Annotated in this window: 10 protein-coding genes; 2 read left to right on the top strand and 8 right to left on the bottom strand. The window is 66.9% G+C overall.

Features of this window, described 5'->3' with window-relative positions; translation table 11 throughout:
• Positions 1–21: 21 nt before the first annotated feature.
• The 8 genes from ACYP2A_RS07430 to ACYP2A_RS07395 are packed head-to-tail and all read right to left on the bottom strand — an operon-like array spanning position 22 to position 20,375.
• Entirely contained in the window at positions 22–1,167 is a 1,146-nt protein-coding gene (locus ACYP2A_RS07430) for a Gfo/Idh/MocA family oxidoreductase (RefSeq protein ID WP_459744070.1), read from the bottom strand.
• Positions 1,164–2,849 carry a class I SAM-dependent methyltransferase gene (locus ACYP2A_RS07425; RefSeq protein ID WP_459744069.1) on the bottom strand — a complete coding sequence of 562 codons (1,686 nt, stop codon included), beginning with the start codon at positions 2,847–2,849 and terminating at the stop codon, positions 1,164–1,166. The genes ACYP2A_RS07430 and ACYP2A_RS07425 overlap by 4 nt, the downstream gene beginning before the upstream one ends.
• A complete protein-coding gene (locus ACYP2A_RS07420) occupies positions 2,849–3,880 on the bottom strand; it encodes a class I SAM-dependent methyltransferase (RefSeq protein ID WP_459744068.1) in 1,032 nt (343 codons plus the stop codon). Before ACYP2A_RS07420 ends, ACYP2A_RS07425 begins: the two co-directional genes overlap by 1 nt.
• Entirely contained in the window at positions 3,877–4,980 is a 1,104-nt protein-coding gene (locus tag ACYP2A_RS07415) for a saccharopine dehydrogenase NADP-binding domain-containing protein (protein WP_459744067.1), read from the bottom strand. The genes ACYP2A_RS07420 and ACYP2A_RS07415 overlap by 4 nt, the downstream gene beginning before the upstream one ends.
• Positions 4,974–6,719: an ABC transporter ATP-binding protein gene (locus tag ACYP2A_RS07410; RefSeq protein WP_459744065.1), complete on the bottom strand. Its 1,746-nt coding sequence runs from the start codon at positions 6,717–6,719 to the stop codon at positions 4,974–4,976. Before ACYP2A_RS07410 ends, ACYP2A_RS07415 begins: the two co-directional genes overlap by 7 nt.
• A complete protein-coding gene (locus ACYP2A_RS07405; protein ID WP_459744064.1) occupies positions 6,716–8,452 on the bottom strand; it encodes an ABC transporter ATP-binding protein in 1,737 nt (578 codons plus the stop codon). Before ACYP2A_RS07405 ends, ACYP2A_RS07410 begins: the two co-directional genes overlap by 4 nt.
• Positions 8,449–13,917 (bottom strand): non-ribosomal peptide synthetase, encoded by a 5,469-nt coding sequence (locus tag ACYP2A_RS07400; protein WP_459744062.1) that lies wholly within the window; start codon positions 13,915–13,917, stop codon positions 8,449–8,451. The genes ACYP2A_RS07405 and ACYP2A_RS07400 overlap by 4 nt, the downstream gene beginning before the upstream one ends.
• Positions 13,918–13,955: 38 nt before the next feature.
• The gene (locus ACYP2A_RS07395) at positions 13,956–20,375 is read right to left on the bottom strand and encodes an amino acid adenylation domain-containing protein (RefSeq protein ID WP_459744060.1); all 6,420 of its coding nucleotides are present in this window, start codon (positions 20,373–20,375) and stop codon (positions 13,956–13,958) included.
• Between the two features lie 295 nt (positions 20,376–20,670).
• Here ACYP2A_RS07395 and ACYP2A_RS07390 point away from each other — a divergent pair, with 295 nt between their 5' ends.
• Positions 20,671–21,555: an ABC transporter ATP-binding protein gene (locus tag ACYP2A_RS07390; RefSeq protein ID WP_459744059.1), complete on the top strand. Its 885-nt coding sequence runs from the start codon at positions 20,671–20,673 to the stop codon at positions 21,553–21,555.
• Entirely contained in the window at positions 21,552–24,605 is a 3,054-nt protein-coding gene (locus tag ACYP2A_RS07385) for a hypothetical protein (RefSeq protein WP_459744057.1), read from the top strand. The genes ACYP2A_RS07390 and ACYP2A_RS07385 overlap by 4 nt, the downstream gene beginning before the upstream one ends.
• Positions 24,606–24,636 lie beyond the last annotated feature (31 nt).

Below are 24,636 nucleotides of genomic sequence, written 5' to 3'. Positions count from 1 at the left end.
TCGAAGCAGATCGGGCAGTGTTCAAAACGGCAAGGCTCCCGGCAGTTGGGCGGTGTCGTCACCGCGAGGGGGTTGCACCGCGTCGGCACGGGCGTAGAGGTCGGCCAGTGGCAGCGCTCGCGGTACCGGTGGGTAGATCAGTTCAGGCATGCCGATCAGGTTGTTCATTTCGCGCCAGGCCATCGAAACTTCAGTGGCCCAGACGCCGCTGCGCAAGCGGCGCGCGGGGTCGTCGATATCCCGGCACAATTCGCCGAGGGCGACAGTGACTGCATCAGGCCAGACCTGGCTGAAGACCTGGTGGTAGCTCGCCGGAATCTGCGGGTCGAGCACCACCATCGTCGGTCCGGCCAGGCGCTCGCTGCCGGGGCCGGCCATGATCAGGCGATCGGTGTCGTCGCGCAGGGCGTGCAGGCGCGGGTTCCACAGCACCGGGCCGTGAGTGTCGCCCAGACTCAGCACGCCGGCCTCGCAGCCCACTTCGAGGCGGTGCAGCAAAAAGGAATGGTTGTCCGGGTCTTCTGGATGCACCTGGTTCTGGATGCGCAGGCTGATCGGCACGCCGTTGAAGCTTGCGTTAAGGCGCATGAAAGGCTGTACGCCGACGCTGGCTGCTGGCGCCGCGAACACCCACGGCCGCAGGCCACCGGCCAGGCGACCCAGAATGTCCAGCAGCGGGTAGGCCACCTGGCTGTTGCAGGCCACGTCGATATACGCCAGCCCCTGCTGTTCGCGCAGGTAGTCGGCCACGGCGAGAAAGCGCCGGATCGCCAGAATATTCGGGTACAGCGTGTTCACCGCATAGGCCGCCTGGCCCTGGCGAGCCGCCTGCATGCACGCGGCGATTTCGCGGTGGTGCACCGGGTGCTCCTGCAGCACGTGGATACCACGGCGCAGCAGGTGTTGGGCCAGTTCGCTGCCAACCCCTCCGGTGGCGCCGGAGCGCACGACCACGCAGGCGATGTCGACGTCGTCCGGCACCTGCTCGACAGCCTCGTACAGCGGCACGCTGTAGTGATCGGCGCAGGCGCGTGAGTAGGCATTGCCACGTGACAGGATGCCCACCAGTTCATAGTCGGCCCGGGCGCGTGCCAGGGCTTGCAGGTAGATACGGCCAAACGCGGTGCCGGCGACGATAACGCGTTTGCGTGCAGGGGCGCGGCTCATGAGCAGTCCTTGGCAGTGCTGAAGTCGGGTAAATGGTCGAGCAGTTCAAGCTGCAGCTCGGGGGCTTCGAGGTAGGCCGCCAGTTCGGCGCGGCTCAGGCGTCGGGCCGGTACCTGGGCCACGAACACGCGATGGCCCAGGCTCGCCAGCGGGTGGGTGGCGGCGGGCAGGCTACGGTTGCCGTGAAAGCCGGCACGGGCCAGGGCGCCTTGCCATTGCGCAAGGTCAAGAAAGGTGGCACTGCTCAGCTGACGCTCGTCGCTGGCCTGGTTGAGCATGAAGGCCTGCGAGGCCATCACCCAGAATTCTTCCTGCGTCGGTTCGCTGAACACCAGCCAGCCTCCCGGTTTGAGTAACGCGAGCAGGGTGGCCAGGGAGCGTTCGGTGTCGCGGGCGGCATTCAGCACGCCACCGGCGACGATCAGGTCCCAGGCCTGTGCTGGATAGCCCTGCGCCAGTGCCGGTCGATCGATATCGAACACGCCGTGGCGTACCCACGGCCAGTCCTTGAGCCGCCCGGCGGCTTGCTCGCTGAAGTAACGCGACACGTCGGTGCACAGGTAGTCCACCGCGCTGTCGGCCAGTGCGGGCAACACCGCCTGGGTGGTCGAACCGGTGCCGGCACCGACTTCCAGCACGCGCAACGGTGTACCGGCCGGCTGGCGTGCAGCCCAGGCGCCGATCCAGTGGGCTACCGCGCGGTGCTGGTACTGCGCCGCCAGACTTTCGCGGTACAACGCCGCCGCGCGTTCGGTGCGGCCCTCGGGAAACAGCAGGTGCACCGCCGCACACTCCCCGCGCATCAACGCCGGTAACTGGCGCGCGTTGTCTTGCGCGTATTCAAGCGTGCCGCTGCCGCCGGTGTTGCGTGCCCAGTCCACGGTCAGTTGCGCCCAAATACCTTCAAGGGCGGCATCGCTCCAGGCACCGGTATCAAGAGTGGGCTGCAACCGATTGGCCTCTGGCCGCAACAGGCCCTGTGCCTGCAACACATCCAGCCAGCGCGCAATCAAGGGCCGATGGCCGGGGGCAATGCCTGCCAACGCCAGGCTTTGGCCCACGTCATTGAGTGGCGCGGGCAGCAGCCCGCATTGTTCTAGCCCGTTGAGCATCGACAGCAGCGCGGCGTGGCCCAGTCGATCATTGAGTCGCACCGCCTCGGTCAGTTGCGCGGTGGCAAATTGCTGGTCGAGGGCGGCCTCGGTCGCGTCCAGATGGTCGTCTACCGGTGTGACCTCGCAGGGATGCGGCACCACGAACAACGTCTGGCCGTGCAGCGCAACGGCATTGACCTGAGGGTGGCCCAAGGCGCGCGCGCGCCAACGGTGGTGCGCCAGCTTGACGTCGACCAGGTTGCGCCACTGGCCCTGCACCTGAGTGAACCCCTGCACATGGCAATCGAGTTGCGCCGCCGCCCGTTCTGCCAGCGGCCAGTCGCCCGGTCGGGTGCTGATAAACACCACCTGTTCCAGGTAGCTGAGGTCGCTCAAGGGCAGTGCCGGAAAATCCAGCAGCCGCTGCAGTTGCTCGGCGCCCATCAAGACCACGGCGGGGCGCTGGCGCTCGAGTGCGGCCAGCAGGCGTGGCGGGGCGAGGTGATGACTGCCCAGCGCAGTCAAGGCGGGCAGGCACCATGGATGAGGGCCGAGGGGCACGTCGATCAGCAGGGTGTCGACATTCATCATGAAACTCCTGTGGCATGAAACAGACGTTGCCCGGCGGCGGCCAGCGGATCACCCGCAGCGGGCCACAGCTCGAGCAGCTCGAAGCCTGCGGCGTGCAAGGCATGGCGCCAGTCGTCGGGGGCCATGAACACCTCGTCCACGGTCCGTAGCGGGGCGCCGGCGGGCGGTGACAACAGCAGGTGCATGAAGGTCAGCATCGCCGGGTTGTCGGCGATGGACTCGCTGAACAGCAACGTGCCGCCGTCGCGCAGGCACACCCGGATTCGTGCCAGGCTACGGGCGAGGTCGCGGGCGTTGTGCAGCACATTGCCGGCGATGACCAGGTCCTGGCTGTGAGGCTCGATGCCTTGTTCGCTGAAGTCGCGGTCCAGGTCGAGGAGGCTGAACGCCATGCCTGGCTCCAGGCGAAACTGGCGCTGAGCCGCGCCGGTGAACAGAGAGCTGAGGTCGGTAAATCGGTAGATTGTTTCGCGGTCCTCAAGCGCTGCCAGCACCACGCCGGTGGTGCATCCAGCGCCACCGCCGAGTTCCAGCACCTGCAGTGCTGCGCCAGCCGCGCGGGTTTGCCGCGCGCGGGCCGCCAGCGCCTGGTTGACTGCGGCGGTGAAGTGGTTGTGCTGATAGGCGCCCAGTACGGTCACCGGATCACCCGCGACGACCAGCAACGGCGCCAGAGCAATGTCGTCGCGCAACAACTGCGGCAGGCAGTCGATGACCTTGGCATGCAACGGCGCCATGCTCGGCGGGAAGCCCAGTTCGGCATACAGTTGTGGCAAATCGCCAACCGCTGCGTGGGGCGGCGTACCGTGCCAGGCAACGCGCTCGCCGTCTTCACGCAGGGCGCCCGCACGCGACAACGCCGCCAGCCAGCGCCGCACAATCCAGGCATGGCGCGGTGCCGTGCCGAGGGCCTGATTCAGGTGTCCGGCTGTTCGCCAGACGTCGACCGGCAAGGCCTGCGTGTGCAGCAGCAGGTCGGCCATGACACCCAGGCTCAGTTGTTCCAGCGCGTTCAGGGCGGTGTTCATAGGCATCCTTCTTCGGCGTGTTGCAGGTGGTCGAGCGGGTGCTCCAGCAGGTTAAGGGCGCGGATCGCCGAGGTGCGTTGCAGGCGCTCGACCGTGGCGGCGGGCGGCAATGCCTGCGCGGCGTCATGACAGCCGGTGCGAATTTCGCCTTCCAGCACACTCACCACCGTGGCTGCCGCCATGGCCCCGGTCAGCGCCGCATTGCCCGCGCCGCTGAGGACCAGGCTGCGGGTGCGGGCCTGGCCGTCGCAGAAACCATCGAGTTGCAGCAGTAGCGTGACAAAGGGGGGCTGGCCGCTGAGGTCCAGCCGGCTGGCCGTACACAAGCGCTGCACCGCGTCGTCACGTGGCAGGTTGTGCGCCTGGTCGAGGGCCTTGAGCACATGCCCGTCGGTCATCACGTTGAACCACTGGCCCGTCTCCAGGTGCAGGTCCCTGGCCAGGCGTTCGCCTTCAAGGTTCAAGTAGGGCAGCACGTGCACCGGGCCGGGGAAGCACGGCAGCCGCACATCCCGGCGTCGTCTCAGGACGCGGCTGCAACGGCCGTGGTGCCAGGCCGCCAGGGGCTCGCTGGAGCCGTCCGACGCACCTTGCAGAAAATCGTCGGCGGCCACCGCCGTGAAGTGGTCACGCAGGCCGAAATAACTGCTCAGCCCCCGTACCCCGGTGAACGCCTGCGCAGCCAGCCAGCGTGGCATCAGCCCGGTGAGTCCCGGTTGCAGGCCTGCGCCAAGCACCGCACTACGCCTGTGCCACGGGGTCGGGTCGAGGTTGATATCGCCGGCGGCATCGACGTAATGCGCATCGGCTTTCATGGCGGCCTGTGCGACACGGTCCGCCACACGCCAGGACGGGCCGGCGCAGTTGAGCAGCACCTCGCAGCCACAAGCGAACGCGGCCAGGGCCGGCGCGTCGTTGAGGTCCACGGTGGCCCAGTCCAGCCGCGCCTGGGGCCATTGCTGCCGAAGCAGCGCCAGGCAACGCGCGCCTTTGTGCGGGTCGCGCCCGCCCAGGCGCAGGTCGTGCAGGCCCAGGCTCAACAAAGCCTGAACGCTGGCCATGCCGACGTCGCCACTGGCGCCCGTTATCCCGATCAGCATGGCTGGGCCTGCACATTCAGGCGCCAGCCACCGGCGCGCTGGCGATCGCGCCAGAAGCCTGCGTAGCGGCCATCGAGACCCAGCAGGTGCGCGTGGTTGCCCGACTCTGCCAGGCGACCGGCTTCCAGTACCAGAATCTGGTCGGCGGCCATAATGGTTGGCAAACGGTGGGCGATCACCAGCACGGTCGAGCTTTGCATCAGGCTGTGAATTGCCGCTTGTACAAACGCTTCGTTATGCGGGTCGAGCGCGGCAGTGGCTTCGTCCAGTAGCACGATGGGCGCCCGCTTGAGCAAGGCCCTGGCCAGCGAAACGCGCTGGCGCTCCCCCCCGGACAACGCTGCGCCGCCTTCGCCCACGGGCGTGTTCCAGCCCTGAGGCAGGCGTGCGACGATTTCATCCACGCCGGCCAGCCGCGCGGCCTCGGCGACTTCGCTTGCACCGGCGTCCGGGCGGCCTGCGCGGATATTCGCTTCGAGGCTGTCGTTGAACAGGTACACGTCCTGCATCACCAGCGACAGTTGCGCCATCAGCGCCTCGCTGGACAGCTCGCGCACGTCCACGCCACCGACCTTGACGCTGCCCGCCGTGGTATCGAAAAAGCGCATCAGCAGGCGAGTGACCGTGGTCTTGCCCGAGCCCGACGCACCGACAATCGCCGTCATCGTATGGGCAGTGGCCTTGAATGACAGGTCGTGCAACACCGTGGGGCCACTGGGGTAGCCGAAGCTCACGTGTTCGAAGGCGAGGCTGCCGGGTGCCGACAGGGGCTGGCTGACGGCGGGTTCGGGCAGCGCTGCTTCACGCAGGATGCCCACCAGTTGATTCAGGTCGTTGCCGGCCATGCGCAACAGGCCGCTACGCGCTGCCGCTTCGGCCAGTGGCCCGACAAAGCGTGCCGCCAGGGCCAGCAGGGCGATCAACTGAATCGCATCGATTTCACCCTGGACCACCAGGGCAATGCCCACGCCCACCAGCAATGCGAAGGCCATTTGCACGGTCAGGCCACCGGCCAGCAGCCTGGGAAAGGTCTGCGACAGCATCGACCCGCCCGCCAGCTTTTGTGCCTGGTTGGCCGCCTGCAACGGCGCGTAGCCGTCCTGGGTGCGGCCAAAGGCGCGCAGCACTTGCTGATAGCGGGCGAACTCCACCACACGGTTGCCGGCCAGGGTCGCGGCGGCTTCTACCCGCGCATCGTTGCTGCCGATGGCAGCGGCCGACCTGCGATGGGTGAAATAGATCAGTGGCGCACACAGCACGGCAGTCAGGCCCAGGCGCCAGTCGAACACGAACAGGGTCAGCGCGACCGTGGCCGGTACCACCACCCCGCACACCACCGGCCCCAGATAGTGGGCAAACAAGCCGGTGACCATCAGTGTGCCGCTGGTGGCACTGCGCGACAGACGCCCGACCTTTTCCGCGTTGAACCAGCCCAGAGGCAGGCTGGCCAGATGCTGGCCGAGGCGATCATGCAAGGTCGTCAGCACCAGCAGGGCCAGGTTGAAACCCTTCATGGCCTGCTGGTAATGGGCGATGCAGGTCAGCACCACCATTGCCGCCAGCACTGCCAGCCAGACCACGGCTGTGGACAGGTCGCCGGTGAACAGCGCGCGCAGAATCGGTACCAGCAGGGCTACGGCCAGGCCTTGCAACACGGCACTGGTCACCAGCCACGCAAGGTAACGATAGAGGCGCCAAGCATGGGCCTGGCCCAGTAAGGTCACAAGGCTGCGGATCACAGTGACATCTCCGGTTCGGGGGTGGTGTGGGCACTGGCGTGCCATAGGCGGGCATAGGCACCGTTGGCGGCAAGCAGGTGTTCATGCCGGCCTTTTTCCAGCACCCGGCCCTGGTCAAGGACGACGATCTGGTCGACTCCGCAAATGCTCGCCAGCCGATGGGCAATCACCAGCACCGTACGGCCGCGAGCCAGCGCCGACAGGGCGTCCTGAATCAGCGCTTCGGATTCCGGGTCGGCATGTGAGGTGGCTTCATCGAGGATCAGCACCGGCGTGTCGGCCAGCAGGGTGCGGGCAATGGACACGCGCTGGGCTTCGCCACCGGAGAAGATCGCGTCTTCGCCGACCACCGACTGATAACCCCGCGGCAGTGCCTGGATACGGGCATGGATCAGCGCCGAGCGCGCCGCCGCCTCGACCTCGGCATCGCTGGCGTCGGGGCGGCCCAGGCGCAGGTTGTCGGCGACCGTGCCGTGCACCAGTTGCGCGTCCTGCAATACGAAACCCACATGCCGATACAGCTGGCGCGGGTCGATCTCGCGCACATCGGTGCCACCCACGCAGAGACGGCCGGCGCTGACGTCATGAAAGCGTGGCACCAGCTTGGCCAGTGTCGACTTGCCGGCCCCGGATGCGCCGACCAGCGCGGTCACGCTGCCGGCCGGGCAGTGCAGGTCAACGCCCTTGAGGATCAGGTGTTCAGGGTCGTAGCCGAACTGCACCTGTTCAAAGGTGATATCGCGGCCCCTGGGCGGTACGCAGACTTTGGGCACCGGCAGTTCCTCGACCTGCAGCAGCGCCTCGATACGCTCGGCTGCCGCCAGGGCGGTGCGCTGGGCGGTGAGGCTCTGGTTGATCACCAGCAACGATTGCGGGATGACCACCGCCACCAGGGTTTCGGCGAACAGCTCCAGCGGCGTGATCCAGCCTTGCGCCAGCAACAGGCTGCCGATCCCCAGGCTTGCCAGCAAGATCACCGGCACACTCAAGGCCATCGAAGAAAAGGCCTCCAGGCGCAGCAACGGCTTGACCCACCCGGCGTACTGCTCGCTGAACTGGCTGACGGCCTGCTGATAGCTGCGGTGAGCCTGGCCGGCCCGGCCAAAAGCCTTGACCACGGCAATGCCGTGGACAAACTCGACAATCGCCGTGCTGACCCGGGTCATGCTCTTGTCCAGCAACTGCATCTTGGCGCCGAAGCCGCGCATCATCAGCGCGTAGGCCAGCGCATAGACCGGCAGCGTCAGCACCGCCAGCAGCGCCAGCCGCCAGTTCAGCGTCGCCAGCCACAGCAAGCCGGCCAGCGGTGTGACGATGGCCGCCGTGAGTTCGACGCCATGGTGGGCGATCAGGTGGTGCAGGTCTTCGAGGTCGTCCTGCACCACCTTGCGCACGGCACCGGAGGTGGTGTCGGTGTACCAGCCCAACGGCACGTGCCCGAGTTTGCGCACCATGGCTTCGCGCACGCTGGCTTGCAGGCGATGGTCGGCCACGTGGGTCAGCCAGAGCGCCACGCCGCTGGCCATCCAGCCCAGGCTCAGGCCCAGCACTACCAGCGCGGCCCACAGCCACAAGGTCTGGCTGTGAGCGTTACCGGCCAGCAGCAAGTGACCCAGCTCGGTGAGGCCGATGAAAGGCACAAGGTTGACCAGCGCGCCCAGAGCCGCACATACCACACCGAGTCGGATCAAACCCTGGACCGGACGTTTCAGTGTTTGCAAAGCCGTGGTCATGAGTTTTTCCGAAGAGCCTGGAGCAGGTGCGCAGTGACGGTATGGACGTGCGGCGGCTCGATCACACTGAAGTGGTTACCGGGCACATCGATCAGTTCGAACCGCCCCAGGCACGCGTCTTCCCAGAACGGCGCTGCCAGGTGGCCGACGCCACCGGTGATGCCGAACGATTGCTGCTCCAGGCAGCGCAGATAAGTCATGTTGCCCAGGAACGGCGGCGGGTCGAATCTGGCTGCGCGCATGCTGTGGCGGCAGACGCGGAACAGTGTCGGCACCAGCTCGGGGCCGATCGGCACCCCGGCCTGGCCCGATGCCAACTGCGCGTACTCGGCCAGGCGTTCTTCCTGGCTGCGTGCAGACTGCTGCCGGACCGCCAGTGCCAGCGCCTCCAGCCCCGGATCGCCGCTCAAGCCGGCCATGGCCCCGGCAGGTACGCGGCGGTTGTCGCGGGCCATCAGCAGGTCGATGGCGCGGTACACGTCGTCGTCCCGGATGTGTGCACCGAACACGGTTTTCACCGGGTCCAGGTTCAGGTTGGGCACGAAGATCGCCTCGTAGGCCAGTTCTTCGTCGGTATCGATGAACATCGGGATGCTGTCGATCAGGCTCAGGTCGACCACCTCCATGCCGCGTTCGAGCAAGCGCCGGGCGACCTCGGTGGCCAGCAGGCCGCCCAGGCAGTAACCGATCAACTGGAAGCGTCGATGGCCGTCGGCGATCAAGCGCTCGGCATAGTCCTGTGCCACGCTTTCGATCAGACGGTTTGGCTCCAGCGCCAGGTACTGCGCGGTGTCGGCCACGGCAAAGCCGATCACCGGGCCGGCCTGCTGCCCGGCCAGCGCGCGTCCCAGGTGCTGGAAATAATCCAGGGTCCCGAGGGCTGCATGGAACATCACCCGCACCGGGCCGACCTCGCCGCCGCCAAATGGCACCACCAGCGCGTTGCTGCCGGACGAGCGTTGCGCTTCACTGCGGGTGGCAATGACGTTGGGGGCGGCTTCGCCATCCTTGAGCAGGCGTGCGAGGGCGGCGACATTCGGCTCGTTGAGCATCTGCCGCAGCAGGGTGTCGTAACTCAGGCCTTGCGCCTGAGGCAGTTGCTCACGCAGTTGGCCGGCGACACGCGCGAGAATCAGCGAGTCGGCGCCTTTCTCGTAGAAGCTGTCATCGACGCCGATCTGCGCCAGCCCCAAGGCGTCGGCCCACAGGCGGCACAACTGGGCGGCCAGCGGATCGCTCGGTGCTTGCTGGCTGGCGGATGCCTGGGCATCGGCGGCGGGGCGCAATCCGGCCAGGGCCTTGCGGTCGACCTTGCCGTTGGCGGTCAGCGGCAAGCGGTCGAGCACTTGCAGGTGCACCGGCAACATGTAGTCCGGCAGGCGCTGGGCCAGGGCCCGGCGCAGGTTGTCGACACTCAGACGTTGCACACCGGCCTTGAAGCGGGCGGCGAATACCTGCATGCCGCAGGCGGCCAGCGGGTGGTCGGCCAGCGGCAGGACGGGCAGGCATTCGCCACCGCACGCCGTGATTCGCGACTGCCAGACCCCGGCACTGCACAGGCCGCTGCGGCCCTGGTCGTGGTCGCCATTGACCGGCGTCATCATGAACCCCTGAGTCAGCAGGATAGGTGGCCATTCGGCGGTGGGTTCGCTGAACACCAGCCAGCCGCCGGGGCTGAGCAGTTCGGTGATCTGGCCGAGGGCATGGTCGATGTGCCTGACGCTGTTGAGCATGCCTGCGCACAGCACGATGTCCACGCTGTTGCTGGCCAGACCCTGTGGCCTGATGTCCTGGTCGATGTCCAGCACGCCATAGCGCACCCAGCTCTGTTCGGCAAAGCGCTGCCGGGCTGCCGGCAGGAAAAAGGCGGTCATGTCGGTGAACAGGTAATCGACGTCCAGCCCATCGAGCAGGCCGATGACCGGCGTGCTGGTGGCCCCGGTGCCAGCGCCGATTTCGAGGATGCGCAGCGGGCCGTCGCCTTCATGCCAGGTGGCCAGGCGGTTGATCAGGGCGGCGATGCTGTGGTTGTTGTAGCGCGATACGGCATCGCCGCCGTACAACTGCAACGCCAGGTCCTGCTGGCCCTGAGGGAACAGCAGGTCGAACGGGTTGACCTCACCCTTGAGCAGTTGTGGCAATTGCCGCACATGGCTGAGCTGATAGTCGAGCAGCGCCTGACTGCACAGCCCCGACGCGATGGCCTGCTCCGCACGGCCCCAGGCCAGTGCCGGATCGGGTGCGGCGTTTGCCAGGCGATAACGGGCATGCTCGTGGCACAGCAGGCCCGCCTCGCACAGCGCGTGCAGCCAGCGGCGCACCAGCCAGTGGTGGCGCGGCTCGGCCTGCAAGGCCTGAAGAATCGTGGCTGCATCCGGCTCGGTCAGTTCGCCGCTGAACAGCCGGGCCTTGAGCATCACCTCCAGCATCGAACTCAATGCGGCTGTACTCAGGTCAGACTGATACTCGCGAACCTGTTGTGCATTGAAACTGCCGACCTGGCTGTCGGCATAGCGTCTGACCGCCGTGAGCAACGGCGCATCCGGCAGTGGCGCAGGCTCGGTGCGTGCGGCGGTGACGAACGCCAGCAGCTCGCCGCTGACCAGGCTGACCGCGTTGTCTACGCCGGGGATGGCCAGCAGGGCTGCGTCGACTTCTCCCAGTTCGACCCGGTGCCCGCGAATCTTCACCTGGCCGTCTTCCCGGCCAAGAAACTCCAGCTCACCCCCCGGCAGATAGCGACCACGGTCGCCGGTGCGGTACAGGCGCTGGCCGTCGAATGGGTGGGCAAAAAAGCGTGCCTCGCTCAATACCGGGTCGCCCAGATAGCCTTGGGCCAGGCCGGCACCGGTGATATACAAATCGCCCGGCACCCAGGTCGGCGCATCGCGCCATTGACTGTCGAGCACCCGAAAGCCCTGGTTGGCCAGCGGCAGGCCATAGGGAATGCTGCGCCACGCAGGATCAATGGCGCCGATGGGGTGCAGGTTGGACCAGATCGAGGCTTCGGTGGCGCCGCCCAGGGCCACCAGTTTCAGATCGGGCAGTAGCGTCTGCAGTTGCGGCGGCAGGTTCAACGCGATCCAGTCGCCGGACAGCAACGCCAGGCGCAGGCTGTCCAGCGGGCGTGGTTCGGCGTGCAGGTAGTCGGCAAGCATGTGCAACTGTGCCGGCACCGAGTTCCACAGCGTGACCTGATGACGCTGCACCTGCTCGGCCCAGTGCGAAGGGTCGGCACCGCGTGCCGGGTCGGGCAGCACCAGGGTTGCACCTGCGGCAAGGGGGCCGAACAGGTCATACACCGACAGATCGAAACTCAACTGTGCCAGGCCCAGCAGGCGGTCACCGGCGTTGACCTCGAAGCGCCGGTTGATGTCTTGCACGGTGTTGAGCGCGGCGCGATGGCTGATCATCACCCCCTTGGGTTCACCCGTGGAGCCTGAGGTGTAGATCACGTAGGCGAGGTCATCGGGGCTGCCCTCCACGCCCTCGAAACCGGCGCTTGCCGAGGGCAGCCTGTCCACTTCGTGCCATTGCAGTGTCTCGGGCAGTGTCTCAGGCAGCGGCGCCGACGGCTGTGCCAGGGAATGGCCCAGCACATGGCGCACATTGGCGCTGCGCAACACGCGGTCACGGCGTGCTGCCGGGGCGTTGCTGTCCAGGGGCAGATAGGCCGCCCCGGCAAGCAGGACGCCGTAGGCCGCCACCACCTGATCGAGGCCCTTGGGCATCAGGATCGCCACCGGCTCCTGGGCATTGCAACCTGCATCACGCAGGGCGGCGGCCACCGCCAGCGCGCGTTCGGCGAGGGCGGCGAAGGTCAGGCTACCACTGGCGTCGATCACGGCCAGGGCATGCGGCTGCTCACGGGCCATGACCAGCAGGTGGTCGTGCAGGCGTCCGGTGGGCAAGGGTGAAGCGGTGGCGTTGGCTGCCAGGCGCTCACGTTGTTGCCAGGCCGGCAGTGGCACCCGGACAGGGCGTTGCCAGGCCGTCGGGTCCTGGGCGAGCACCTGCAAACGGGCGACGAAGGCCTGCTGCATGTCGTCCACCAGGCCCTCAGGGAAAACGCCCTGGCGCACGTCCCAGTGGATATGCAGGCCGTTGGCATCATCCATTACCTGGCAGTCAAGCGTGACTTGCGGGGTCTGCGTGATGCCGTGGCCAACCCGGCGCTGGCTGGCCGTCGGCGCTTCAAGCCCAAGGCCGATGGCGCTGGTGAATACCACCGGCATGGCCGCAGATTCACGCCCGCGGCGGCGGCCGATTTCGCGCATGACCTGAATGCCGGAAAACAACCGGTGTTCCAGGTCGGTAAACAGTTGGCTGCCCAGTTGGCGCGCCTGGGCGGTGAAGTCCTGGCCCTCGGGGTCGTTGACCTGCAACAGGCTGACCGAGGTGAAGTCGCCCACCAGACGATCCACCTGCGGGTGCAGCGGCAGGCGGTTGAGCAGTGTCAGGTTGAGGCTGAATGCGGGCTGCTGGCTCCAGCGCTGCAAGGTGCTGGCATAAGTCGCCAGCACCACGATCGATGGCGTGAGACCGTGTTCGCTGGCAGTGGCTTTCAGGGCGGCCCATTGTTGTGGGTCAAGCTGCGTCGAGTGCCGTTGAAAACGTGGCACGCGGGTGTCTTCGCCGCTCAGCGGCGCTGGCAGTTGTGGGGCGCCCGGCAATGCATCGATGCGTGCCAGCCAGTAGTCACGGTCGCGTTGATGGCGGCTGCCTTCGAGCAAGCTGCGTTCGGCCAGCAAGTAGTCGCGGAAGGTGATCTCCAGCGGCGGCAAGACCGTCTGCGGATCCTGCAGCAACTGCTCCAGCTCACTGAACAACAACTGCGCGCTGGCCCAGTCGGCGATCAGTGAGTCCATGGAAACGTGCAGCGTGTCGCCGTCATCGCTGCGGCTCAGGCGCAGTTCGAACAGTGGCCAGACTTCGGTGGGGTAGAGTTTCTGCTCCATGGCCTGACGGATGTGCTGCAGCGCATGCTGGTGCTGCTCGCAGGCAGCGCCACGCAGGTCGACGACCGCCAGCGGGTACGGGGTAACGTCTGCCAGCACACGTTGCGAGCCTTCACTGGCGATCACCGCACGCAGCATGTCGTGGCGGGCGATCAGGCGGTTCCAGGCTTGCTCCACCTGCTGCGGGTCCAGGGTCGGCCAGCTCAGTTCCAGGTAGCCATGGCAGGCGACATTGCCATAGCCGAAGGACGATTGGCGGCCCAGCAGGTAAGCGTTCTGAACGTCGGTAAGAGGGAAGGGCGAATGCTGCTGCGCCGGGTCGGGCAGGACCTGCGGGCGTTCCTGTGTCTCCAGCAGGTGCAGGATCTGCTGCTTGTGTTCGCGCAGTTGCGCCAGGCGCTCGCTATCGAGCAGGCCCTGGGGCGCGCGGAATTTCAGTTGTCCGTCCTGGGGCCAGAGTTCGACGCCCAGGGACTTGAGTTCACTTAACAGTTTGGCGGCGGGCATGGGGGCAGTTCCTGGAAAAAAGGGAGGTTGTGCGGGCATCAGATAACGCCCTCTTCAACGGTGTGCGGGGTGGGCAGGCGCTTGAGGGTTTGCGCCACCTCCAGCAGGGTGGCGGCACCGAACAACTGACCCATGGGCAGTTCGACGCCCAGGCGGCTGCGCAGCATCTCGAGAAAACGCGTGGCCAGCAGGCTGTCGCCGCCCAGGCGGAAAAAGTTGTCGTGGCGCGATATGCCCGGCACGTTGAGCAAGTCTTGCCAGAGCCCGGCGATCATCTGCTCGTCGGCGCTCAGCGGTTGTTCACGGGTTTTGGCAGGTGGCTGGGCAGCGGCGGTCAAGGGGGCTAGCAAGGCACGGCGATCGACCTTGCCATTGCTGCTCAATGGCAGGCGCTCCAGCAGCAGAATCCGTTCCGGGCGCATGTACGCCGGCAGGCACTGCTCCAGGTGTTGCGCCAGCACCTCAACGACGGTACTGGCGGTGACGGCGGCCATCAGCCGGTTGTCGGCGACCAGCGCCACGGCGTTGCTCACGCAGGGGTGTCGGGCCAGGGCGGCTTCGATTTCGCCCAGTTCGATGCGGTGGCCGCCGATCTTCACCTGGGTGTCGGCGCGCCCCAGAAACTCCAGCAGGCCATCCGGGTGGTAGCGGCCCAGGTCACCGGTGCGGTACCAGCCGTCGACGAAGCGTTCAGCGGTCAGTTGCGGCGCGTGGCGATAGCCGCGAGCGACACCGGTGCCGCCGATCCACAATTGCCCTGTGACCCAGTCCGGGCAGTCACGGCCCAAGGCATCGACCACCCGGTAGGCCTGGTTGGCCAGGGGCACGCCGTAAGGGATCGAACGCCAGCCCGGCAGCGGCTGTTGCACCTCGTAGTGGTTCGACCAGATCGCCGCTTCGGTCGCCCCGCCCAGGGCGATGAAACGGCAACCGGGGGCCTGGGCCTGCAGACGTTGCGGCAGGTCGAGGCCGATCCAGTCGCCGGACAGCAAGGCGACCTTCAGCTCCAGCGGCTGGCGCTCCCGGGCATTGGCTTCCAGCAGCATGTCGAGCAGCGCCGGTACGCTGTTCCAGACCGTCACGCGGTGTTGTTGCAGTGCCTTGAGCCAGGCCCGCGCATCGCGGCGCTGGTCTTCGTCGATCAGCACCAGGGCGCCGCCTGCCGACAACAGGCCGAACAGGTCGTACACCGACAAGTCGAAGTCCAGCGCCGACAGGGCCAGCCCCCTGTCGGTGGCCTGGATGCCATAGCAGCGGTTGATCTCGGCCACGGTATTGACCGCCGCGCGGTGGGTGATTTCCACGCCCTTGGGCTGGCCGGTCGAGCCGGAGGTGTAGATCACATAAGCCAGCTCAGCCGCCGCAACGGGCCGGGGTGCTGCCAGCGGCTCGGCCTTCAGGGCGGTGCACGGCGTGAGGTGTTTGACGCCGGGCACGTGCGGGTCGTGCCCGGCGAGCATCAGGGTCACGCCGGCCTGTTGCAGAATGCGCTGGCAGCGCTGTGATGGCTGGTCGACACCGACCGGCAGGTACGCGGCGCCGGCCGCCAGAATCCCCAGCACGCAGGCAATCTGCTGCGGCCCCTTGGCCAGGGACACGGCCACCAGGTCGCCGGGGACGACGCCTGCGTTCTCAAGGCTACCGGCGATACGCAGCGCACGGTCGGCCAGTTCGCCATACCTCAGTGTGCCGTGCTCACCCCATAGCAGCGCCGGATTTTGCGGGGTGTGGCGCGCCTGTTCGAAGAAGCCCTGATGCAGCGTCGGGTCGCCCGGCACGCCGGTGACCGGTGCGTTGAGCCGGGCACGCCGTTGCGCCTGCGCCTGGGGCAGCAGGTCGGGCACAGGGTTGTCCCAGGCGTGGCTGGCCAGCCAGTTCAGGCTATGCAGGTAGGCGTCGAACATCGCTTCGACCAGGCCTTCGGGAAACAGGCCGGCTACATGATCCCAGTTCAGCGCGATGCCGCCGTAGGCTTCGACGACCTGGTGGTCGAGCCACACTTGCGGGGTTTGTGTCAGCCCGAACACCTGGCGGGCAAACGGGCCGTCCACCGGCGCCGCCGTGCCATCCGGCACGCCCAGTGCACTGGTGAACACCACCGGCATACTCACCTGTTGCTCGCCATGACCCCGTGCCAGCTGACGCAGCAGGCTGACCGAACCCAGGCAGCGGTGTTCCAGCGCCTCGGCCAGCGATTGCTGGGTACGCCGTGCGCGGTCTAGCCAATGCTCACCGGCCAGCGGCACATAACCCAGCAAGGTCAGCGAGGTGAAGTCGCCCATCACCTGATCGATCTGTGGGTGCAGGGGGCGACGATCGAACAGGGTGAGATTCAGGCTCAGGTCCGGGCGAGCACTCCAGCGGCCGAGGGTTTCGGCAAAGGCGCAGAGCAGCACCGCCGAGGCCGTGAGCCCATATTGCCGGGCCTTGGTCTGGATGGCTTGCCAGGCGCTGGCGTCAACGTGCCCTTGCAAGCGTTCAAAGCGTGGCCGACCCAGGCTGGCCGGGTCCGCTGCCAGCGGCAATTGCGGGTGCGGCGGCAATTGCGGCAGGCGTTCCTGCCAGAATTGCTGCGCGGCGTGCAGTTCGGCAGGCGCGGCAGCGGACTGTAATTGGTAATCGCGAAACGACAGGTCCAGCGCCGGCAGCGCCAGCTCGGGCTCGCGGTACAGGGTATCGAGTTCGGCGTAGAAGCGCAGGATGCTCAGGGCATCGAGAATCAGGTTGTCGAGGCTGACTGCCAGCCGTGTCTGTCGGCCGTGGGTCACGGCCTGTACGTCGAACAGCGGCCATTGCTCCGGGTCGAACACGCGGTGGGCGCAGTGCTCGCGCAGGTCTTCGAGGCTGGCATGGCTTTGACCGATCACGAAGGCGGGCACCTGTTGCAGGATGCGCGCCTGACCGCTTTGGTCGAACACGGCGCGAAGCATTTCGTGACGCTCGATCAACCGCCGCAATGCGCGTTGCAGGCGTGGCAGGTCGAGGTCCTCGACCTCGTATTCGCGGTAGAAGTGGCAGCTCACGCCACCCAGCACCAGGCTGGGGTCGCGGCCCAGCCAGTAGGCCTGTTGCACCTCGGTCATGGCAAAGGGCGCGTGGCGCTGCGCCAGGTCCGGTACCACTGTTCGCCGTGTTTCGGCCTGAATCTGTGGGTGCAAGCCGGCACAAAACTGTGCCAGCACCGGCTTGGCAAACACCTGGGCGATACGTGCGCCGCCCAGCCCGTGTTCGGCCAGCAGGCGCACCAGGCGGGTGGCGCTCAGGGAGTCGCCGCCCAGAGCAAAGAAGTTGTGCTCGCGGCCTACTTCGCCACACCCGAGCACCTGCTGCCAGGCGCGGGCTACCTGCTGTTCGATGACTCCGCAGGGCGGTGTCAGGCGGGCCTGTGGGGCAGGGTTGTGGTGAGCGAGCCAGGCGTGCAGCGCCTTGCGATCCACCTTGCCATTACCGGTCAAGGGCAACTGTGCGCAGCCGAGGATGACCGAAGGAATCATATACGCCGGCAGACGCTCGGCCAGGCCTGGCAGCTCGACCGGCTCAGGCTGTACGGGACCGTGCGTCAGACGCACCACCGCCGCCAGTTGCTGGCCCGCCAGCAGCGCCACGGCGTGCTCGACATCCGGGCAGGCCAGCAGCGCCTGTTCGACTTCGCCGGCTTCGATGCGGTAGCCGTGCAGCTTGAGCTGGAAGTCGGTACGCCCGAGAAACTCGACATTGCCGTCGGTGTGGTAGCGCGCACTGTCGCCGGTGCGGTACCAGCGCAGGCCCCGGTAATCGACAAACCGCTCGGCGCTGCGCACGCGGTCGCCGCGATAACCCTCGGCAACCCCGGCGCCGCCAATCCACAGCTCACCGGCAACCCGGTCCGGGCAGTCGTGGCCCTGATGGTCGACGATGCGCAGGCTGACGTTGTCCAGCGGTTTGCCATAGGGCAGGCAGTGCCAGGGCAACGGCTGGCCGGGGAAGGCTTCGAACAGCGTCGAGTGGATCGCCGCTTCAGTGGCGCCACCCAGCGCCATGAAGCGACAGCCCGGGGCCTGGGTCCACAACCTTGGCGCCAGGTCCGGGGCCACCTTGTCACCGCCGAGCAACACCGCACGCAGGGGCAGGCGGGCATCGTCCGGCGCACAACCGAGCAACATGTCGAGCAGCGCTGGCACGCAGTTGAGCACGCTGGCGCGGTGCTGCAAGGCCAGCTCACGCCAGCGCCGGGCATCGCGTTGCGCCTCGGGTTCGATGCCGATGACCGCAGCACCCGTGGACAGCGCGGCAAACAGGTCGAACACCGACAGGTCGAACTCCAGCGCAGAGAGCGCGAGGACTCGATCATCGGCGGTCAACTGCAGTCGTCTTTGCAGGTCTTCAACGGTGTTGGCAGCGGCCAGGTGGCTGATCTCCACCCCTTTGGGTTCGCCGGTGGAACCTGAGGTATAGAGGATATAGGCCAGGTCGGTGACCGCGCCGGGCCGCGGGGCATCCAGCGCAGGACCTGCGGGCGGCAGGGCCTTGAGCAGCAACCGCGCGCCGGAAGCGTTACGGATTTTCTCGCTGCGCGCTTCGGGCTGGTCGATGCCGATTGGCAGGTAGGTGGCGCTGCAGGCGAGGATGCCCAGCACCGCGATCACCTGCTCGGGGCCTTTGGGCAGTTGCAGCGCCACCACATCGCCGCGCTGGATACCCTGACCTTCCAGGCAGGCCGCCAGTTGCAGCGCACGCCCGGCCAGCTCGCCATAGGAAATGACCCGCTGGTTGCCATGCAGCAGCGCGGGCAAGGCGGGGGTCAGGCGCGCCTGGGCAAAAAACGCTTCATGCAAACGCTTGACCGGTACAGGCACACGCTGGCCCTGCACGGCCTCTCGCGCCGCCAATTGCCCGGCCGGAATCAGTGCCGGCGGCACCTGATGCCAGGCGGCGGGATCCAGGCACAAGCGTTGCAGCAGGCCGGTATAGGCCTCGAACAAGCCATCCAGCACACCCTCAGCGAACAGCCCTTCACGTGCATCGAGGTTGACCAGGATGCCGCTGTCCAGTTCGGTGACTTGCGCATCCAGCCACACTTGCGGGCCTTGGGAAATGATCCACGCCGGCTGGCCGAAACTGGCCTGCACGCCCTCGGCGAACAGCTCGCCCAGGCCCAGCGCGCTGGTGTACACCACAGGGGCCAGGACTTGCTCGCCGCGTTGTCGGGACAGTTCGCGCAACACCTCCAGGCCGGAAAACGCACTGTGCGCGACATCGCTGTGAAAGCGGCGTTGCAGGGCTGTGGCGCGTTCGGCAAACGTGCCGGCGCGGCGGCCGTCCCACGCCAGCAGGATCGACGAGGTGAAATCCCCGACCAGGCGATCGACGTCGGCATGCAGCGGGGTACGGTCGAACAGCGGCAGGTTGAGCAAGAATTCGGGCGTGTCGCACCAGGCGCCGAGGACTTCACTGAACACCGCCGCCAACGCCATGGCCGGCGTGAGCCCGTGCGCCCGTGCATGGCGTTCGAATGCCTGGCGCTCGGCCGGCGCCAGCCAGTGGTGACGACGGCGGACCTGGCGCTCGTCGCCTTGGGGCTTGATCGGCAGGCTCGGTGCGCCGGGCAACTGGTCCAGGCGCTGTACCCAGTAGTCGCGTGCCTGTCGATGACGCTCGCGCTGCTCGGGGCTGGCCTGTTCCTGGCGCAGGTCGGCCAAGTAGCGGGCAAAGCTGTAACTCAGCTCAGGCAGGGACTGTTGGTGGTACAGCTGCACCAGGTCGCCGAGCAGGGTGCGCAGGCTCAGGGCATCGGCAGCGAGCATGTCCAGATTCAGGTGCAAGCGGGTGCCTGCGGGCAACAGCGACAGCTGGATATCCAGTACCTGGCCTTGTTCCACGGCCAGTTGACGGTGCGACAGCTCGGCGCGCAAGTCCGCCAAACGTCGCTGCACCTGTTCGGCACTGGCCTGGCGCAAGTCATGCACCGTCAGCCCCGGCCAGGGGCTGTGCGCGAGAATCTGCTGGCGACCGTCATCGAGAAACTGCGCACGCAACATCGGATGCCGCGCCAGCAGGGCATGCACGGCCGCCTCCAGCCGCATCGGGTCAACGCCGTGGCCATCGAACTCGTTATAGAAGTGCGCCGCTACACCGCCCAATTGCTGACCGGGGGCACGACCGATCCAGTAGGCGTGCTGCATCGGTGCCAGGTCGAACGGCAAGCCGTTATCGCTACCGGTGCTGAGCGGCGCGCAGGGTGCGGGCACTGGATCGAGCAGCGTTAGCCAGGCACACAGCCGCGGGTCGGCCATCAGGTCGGCGAAACGCGCGGCCAGGCCCTGACGCCGCCATTGGCCGGCGAGACGGATCAGCGTGACGGAGTCCAGCCCCCATTCGATCAGGTTGGCCTCCAGAGGCACCTGGTCGGCGGGCAGTCCAAGGGCGTCGGACAGGGATTGGCGCAGCAGTGTTGTGGTTGAGGTGCTGGGAGTGGCCATGGCTCAACGTCTTCTCATCGCTAGGGCCCGGGCCGGGGTTGGCCCAGGCGCTGGGGGCAGTTATTTACGTGGAAGAAGATGCTAGTCATTCTCAATTCGGTAACTACCCGGATCGAATCGTTTTTGCCCCGTATCCGTTTCGCCGCTGCGTGTTGCACCCGCGCAGCAGCGAGGCATGGCGCTGATCGTGGGTGCGATGCGGTTGGAAAATGACTTGAATCGGGTAGAGGCAGGTCCATGCCCTTGACTACCGTCGCTCGCCGCCCTCTTGCAGGGCTTATTCAGGGAGTTGCGGATGTCAGTCGATTCGGGTTTACAAGTGCGCGGCCTGCGCAAGCGCTATAGCAACGGCGTCGAAGCGCTGCGCGGCGTGGACCTGAGTGTCGGCCCCGGTATGTATGGCTTGCTCGGCCCCAATGGCGCCGGCAAAAGCAGCCTGATGCGCACCCTGGCGACCTTGCAGCAGCCAGACGCCGGCAGTATTTACCTGGACGGCGTGGATGCGCTGCAAGCGCCGGATCATCTGCGTCGCCGCCTGGGTTACCTGCCGCAGCAACTGGGCGCGTACCCCGGTGTCAGTGGCCGCGATTTACTTGACCGTTTCGCCTGGCTCAAGGGCCGCACCGACAGCCGCCAGCGCCGTGAAGAAATCGAAGCCCTGCTGGACAAGGTCAACCTGCAGGCGGCGGCGCACCGTGCGCTGGCGACCTATTCGGGAGGCATGCTGCGCCGGTTTGGCATTGCCATGGCGCTGGTAGGGTCGCCGCGTCTGCTGATCGTCGATGAACCCACGGCGGGCCTTGATCCGGCCGAACGCAACCGTTTTCACCGGGTGCTGGCGGACGTCGCCACCGAGTCCATCGTGCTGCTCTCGACCCATATCGTCGAAGATGTCGAGAACCTGTGCAGTCGTCTCGCGGTGTTGGCCGGCGGGCAGATTATTGTCGAAGGATGCCCGGCCGACCTGCTCGACGCCGAGCGGGGACGCCTGTGGCAAGCGCCGTTCGGTCGTGGCGAGGCACTGCCCGCAGCCTTGCATGTGGCAGCCAGCCCCGAAGGCAGCCGGGTGATCGTGCATGGCGAGCGGCCGGCAGACCCGCGCTTCATTGCCCACGCACCGCGTCTTGAAGATATCTATTACCTGGCGCTGGCCCAGGCCGGCGAGGCGGTGGACGCATGAATACCTTCGCTTTGCTGCGGCGTGAAGCCTGGATGGAAGTGCGCGCCGGGATGCGCAGTGGCATTCCCTTGCTGGTGTTTCTCGGCCTGACCGGCTACCTGCTGATGTCCCTGGCGAATGCCGACTATGTCCAGAAAATGGGCGCCAGCGACATCGCCCGCAATGCACCCAGCCTGATTTACCTGATGTCGTGCGGCTGTATGTTTTTCCTGTTTTTTGCCTGGGCCTGGGTGTTTGCGCAACCGGCCCTGCGCGACCGCAAGGCGCAGCTCGAAGAGGTGTTGCTGGCGTTGCCGCTGTCGCTGCCGACCCTGTTATGGGGACGTTTTATCGGCGCGGCGCTGGTGGGCGGCTTGCTTGGCAGCGCGTTGCTTGTCGGGTTTCTGCTCAGCCCGGTATTGGCCTGGCTCGGCTGGGTACCGGCAGCCAGTATCGGTGCGCCGATGTGGTCGGCCCTGGGGTTTGCCTGGGTGGCCTTGCTGTTGCCGGTGAGCACCGGGATTGGCGCCTTGTACTACCTGCTGGCACTGCGTAGCCGTGGCCTGGCTGCGCCCTTTGGCCTGGCGACGGTATTGATGCTGCTGTGGATGTTTGCGGTGGTGGTGCTCAAGGGCGGGCATATCAACCCGTTGTTGGCGGCCAGCCTCGACCCCTCGCTGTTTACCTTCGCCCAGGCTCAGGTCGAGACCTGGAGCGCGGCGCAAAAATCCCGCTCGCTGCTGGCGCTGACGCCGGGGTTCTGGCTCAACCGGGCGCTGTGGTGTGTGCTGCCTGTGCTGGTGCTGGCCGTGGTATTGGCGCGCACCGATCGCCAGGGATTGATGGGCCGGCGCAGCGGCTCGGTGCTGGCAGAACCGCCGATGCTGCGCAGCCGTCACACGCAGTTGCCTGGCCCACTGGCGGCCAGTCGTTGGCTGCAAGCCTTGTGGCATGAAACGCGCTGGCAGGTCCGGCAACTGTTTGCGCGGCGCATCTGGTGGGTGGCCCTCGGGTTGCTGCTGGTGATGGGGGTGCTCAGTGGCTTTGTTCACGGCGCGTGGCATGCGCGCGGGCCAATGGTGCCACGGGCGGATCTGACCCTGCCGTTGTTGTCGAGTGCGTTGTTTCTGGTGATCGCGTTCATGGTCGCGGCGCTGGTGGGTCTGGTGTGCCGGCGCGATGATGTCGAAGGCCTGGACGCCATGTTGCAGGCAACCCCGGCGCCGAACTGGCTGCGCCTGTTCGGCCGCACCGCCTGTGTGCTGCTGGCAACCCTGGTGATGGCGCTGGTGCCGGGCATTGCCAGTCTGCTGATCAGCGCGATGGCGGCGCCCGACAGCCTGGCGCCGGGCTTCGTTCTGACTTACCAGGCGCTGGTGTTCGCCCCGCCGTTGCTGGAGCTCGCAACGCTGACGGTGCTGGTGCACACCTTGATACGGCGCACGGGGCTGGCGTACGCGACCTCGATGCTGCTGACGTTTTTTCTGGTGCTCAACCACGAACTGGGGCTGGTCACTTATCCCGCCTATGAGATGGCGATACCGGCGCATGTGGCTTTGTCACAGCTCACCGGCTGGGCGCCCTGGTGGCCGTATCTCGGCACCCTGGCAGGCTGGAAGCTGGCCGGTTGTGTGGTGATGATCGGCGTGGCGGCGCTGGTGTTGCCTGCTGGCACGCAGCGCCGCCGTATCTCTGGCCTGCGCCAGCCTTTGCCATGGGCGTTGTTGACTGTGGGCGCCTTGGGATTGCTCGGCAGTGGTGTGGCTTTGCAGCGTTATCTGGTGGAGCAGGGCGATTACCAGTCCGTGGCCGAGGAACGTGCCGAACGCGCCGCCTGGGAGCAGCGCTGGCTGGCCGGCGCGACGGCCTGGCAGGTGGCAGGCGGGCGCGTGCAGTTGCACGTCGATTCAACGGCGCGTCAGGTCCAGGGCCAGTGGGCACTGGACGCTGTGGTCGCCAGCCAGCTGGACGCCGAGTTGCCGCCTGGCTTGCAGGTGACGGCGGTCAGCGTGATGGGGCAACCGGTGACGTTCGAACAGGCCTTCGGGCACTTGCGCGTGCCGTTGGGCATCTGCGCGGCGAACGGTTGCCGTGTGCAGTTGAACTGGCGACTCAGCGCCAACGGCTGGCCATCGGCAGGTGAAGCATTCTGGCTGGGGCCGCACGGCGTGTGGCTGGAAGCACGCCGCGTGATGCCACGCCTTGGGCTGGACAGCGAGCGGTTTTTACGTGCACCGGTGCAGCGCAATGAGGCCGGTCTGGCACCAGAAGTACCGACCTTGCCGATGGGCTCCGCCGTCGCCGTGCAGGCCATCGCCCCGGCGGGAGACTGGCAATGGCAGGTCGAGATCGATGGCCGGGCTTTTAGCGGTCATGGCTCGGCCCCCTTGGACTTTGCCTACACCGTGCAGTCCCGGGCGGATGCCAGTCGCCAGCAGACGGCCGGCGAAGTGCGCGAAGACCTGGACGCGATGAGCGCTTGTGTCGCACAGCGCCTGGGCACCCGCCCGGTGGTAGAGCAGGTGAGCCAGTGGCCGACCGGCATGGGCGCCAGTCGTTTGAGCCACGGCCATCTGTTGCTCGGTCAATCGCCCGATTGGGACGTAGGCCCGGTCGGTGTCGGGCGCTGGGCACGCCGTGCGCATATCGCCGAACTGCTTGCCCGGCGAGCGTTGCTCGACGCCAGCGATGTGCGTCAGGCCCCCGGTTACCTGTGGCTTGCTCAGGGCGTGGCGGGGGCGATCGGTGTGCTGTGTGTCGCGCAGGTGGACGGCCCAGAGGCCCGCGCGGCACTGGTTACGCTCATGGCCGATGACCTGACCCGCGCCCTGGGCAACGACGGCGAGCCTGTCGGCACCCTGGCCCAGGCCCGTGAACATGGCTGGGCCAGCCGCTATGCAGCGCTGGCGAGCCTGGCGTGGACCGCCGGACAAAGCCCCGAACAGTTGACGGCAATGACCGCCGCCATTCGAAACGGCCAGGGATGGCCCGCCGCGATCCAGCCCCTGCTGGGCGCGCCCGATCTTCAGGCGATCGCCGCCGTGCTCAAGCGCTGGGGGCCTGAGCAATGAATTCGAACCATCCTGCCTTTTGGAGTTTTTG

This window comes from Pseudomonas sp. 3A(2025), from assembly GCF_054589175.1.
The sequence above is the reverse complement of the archived record's forward strand: the minus strand, read 5'-3'. Positions and strand labels throughout refer to the sequence as shown.

Coding starts and splice junctions, on each gene's coding strand:
- ACYP2A_RS07385 (WP_459744057.1), top strand. CDS start 21,552: ATGAATACCTTCGCTTTGCTGCGGCGTGAAGCCTGGATGGAAGTGCGC.
- ACYP2A_RS07430 (WP_459744070.1), bottom strand. CDS start 1,167: ATGAGCCGCGCCCCTGCACGCAAACGCGTTATCGTCGCCGGCACCGCG.
- ACYP2A_RS07400 (WP_459744062.1), bottom strand. CDS start 13,917: ATGCCCGCCGCCAAACTGTTAAGTGAACTCAAGTCCCTGGGCGTCGAA.
- ACYP2A_RS07425 (WP_459744069.1), bottom strand. CDS start 2,849: ATGAATGTCGACACCCTGCTGATCGACGTGCCCCTCGGCCCTCATCCA.
- ACYP2A_RS07395 (WP_459744060.1), bottom strand. CDS start 20,375: ATGGCCACTCCCAGCACCTCAACCACAACACTGCTGCGCCAATCCCTG.
- ACYP2A_RS07415 (WP_459744067.1), bottom strand. CDS start 4,980: ATGCTGATCGGGATAACGGGCGCCAGTGGCGACGTCGGCATGGCCAGC.
- ACYP2A_RS07420 (WP_459744068.1), bottom strand. CDS start 3,880: ATGAACACCGCCCTGAACGCGCTGGAACAACTGAGCCTGGGTGTCATG.
- ACYP2A_RS07405 (WP_459744064.1), bottom strand. CDS start 8,452: ATGACCACGGCTTTGCAAACACTGAAACGTCCGGTCCAGGGTTTGATC.
- ACYP2A_RS07390 (WP_459744059.1), top strand. CDS start 20,671: ATGTCAGTCGATTCGGGTTTACAAGTGCGCGGCCTGCGCAAGCGCTAT.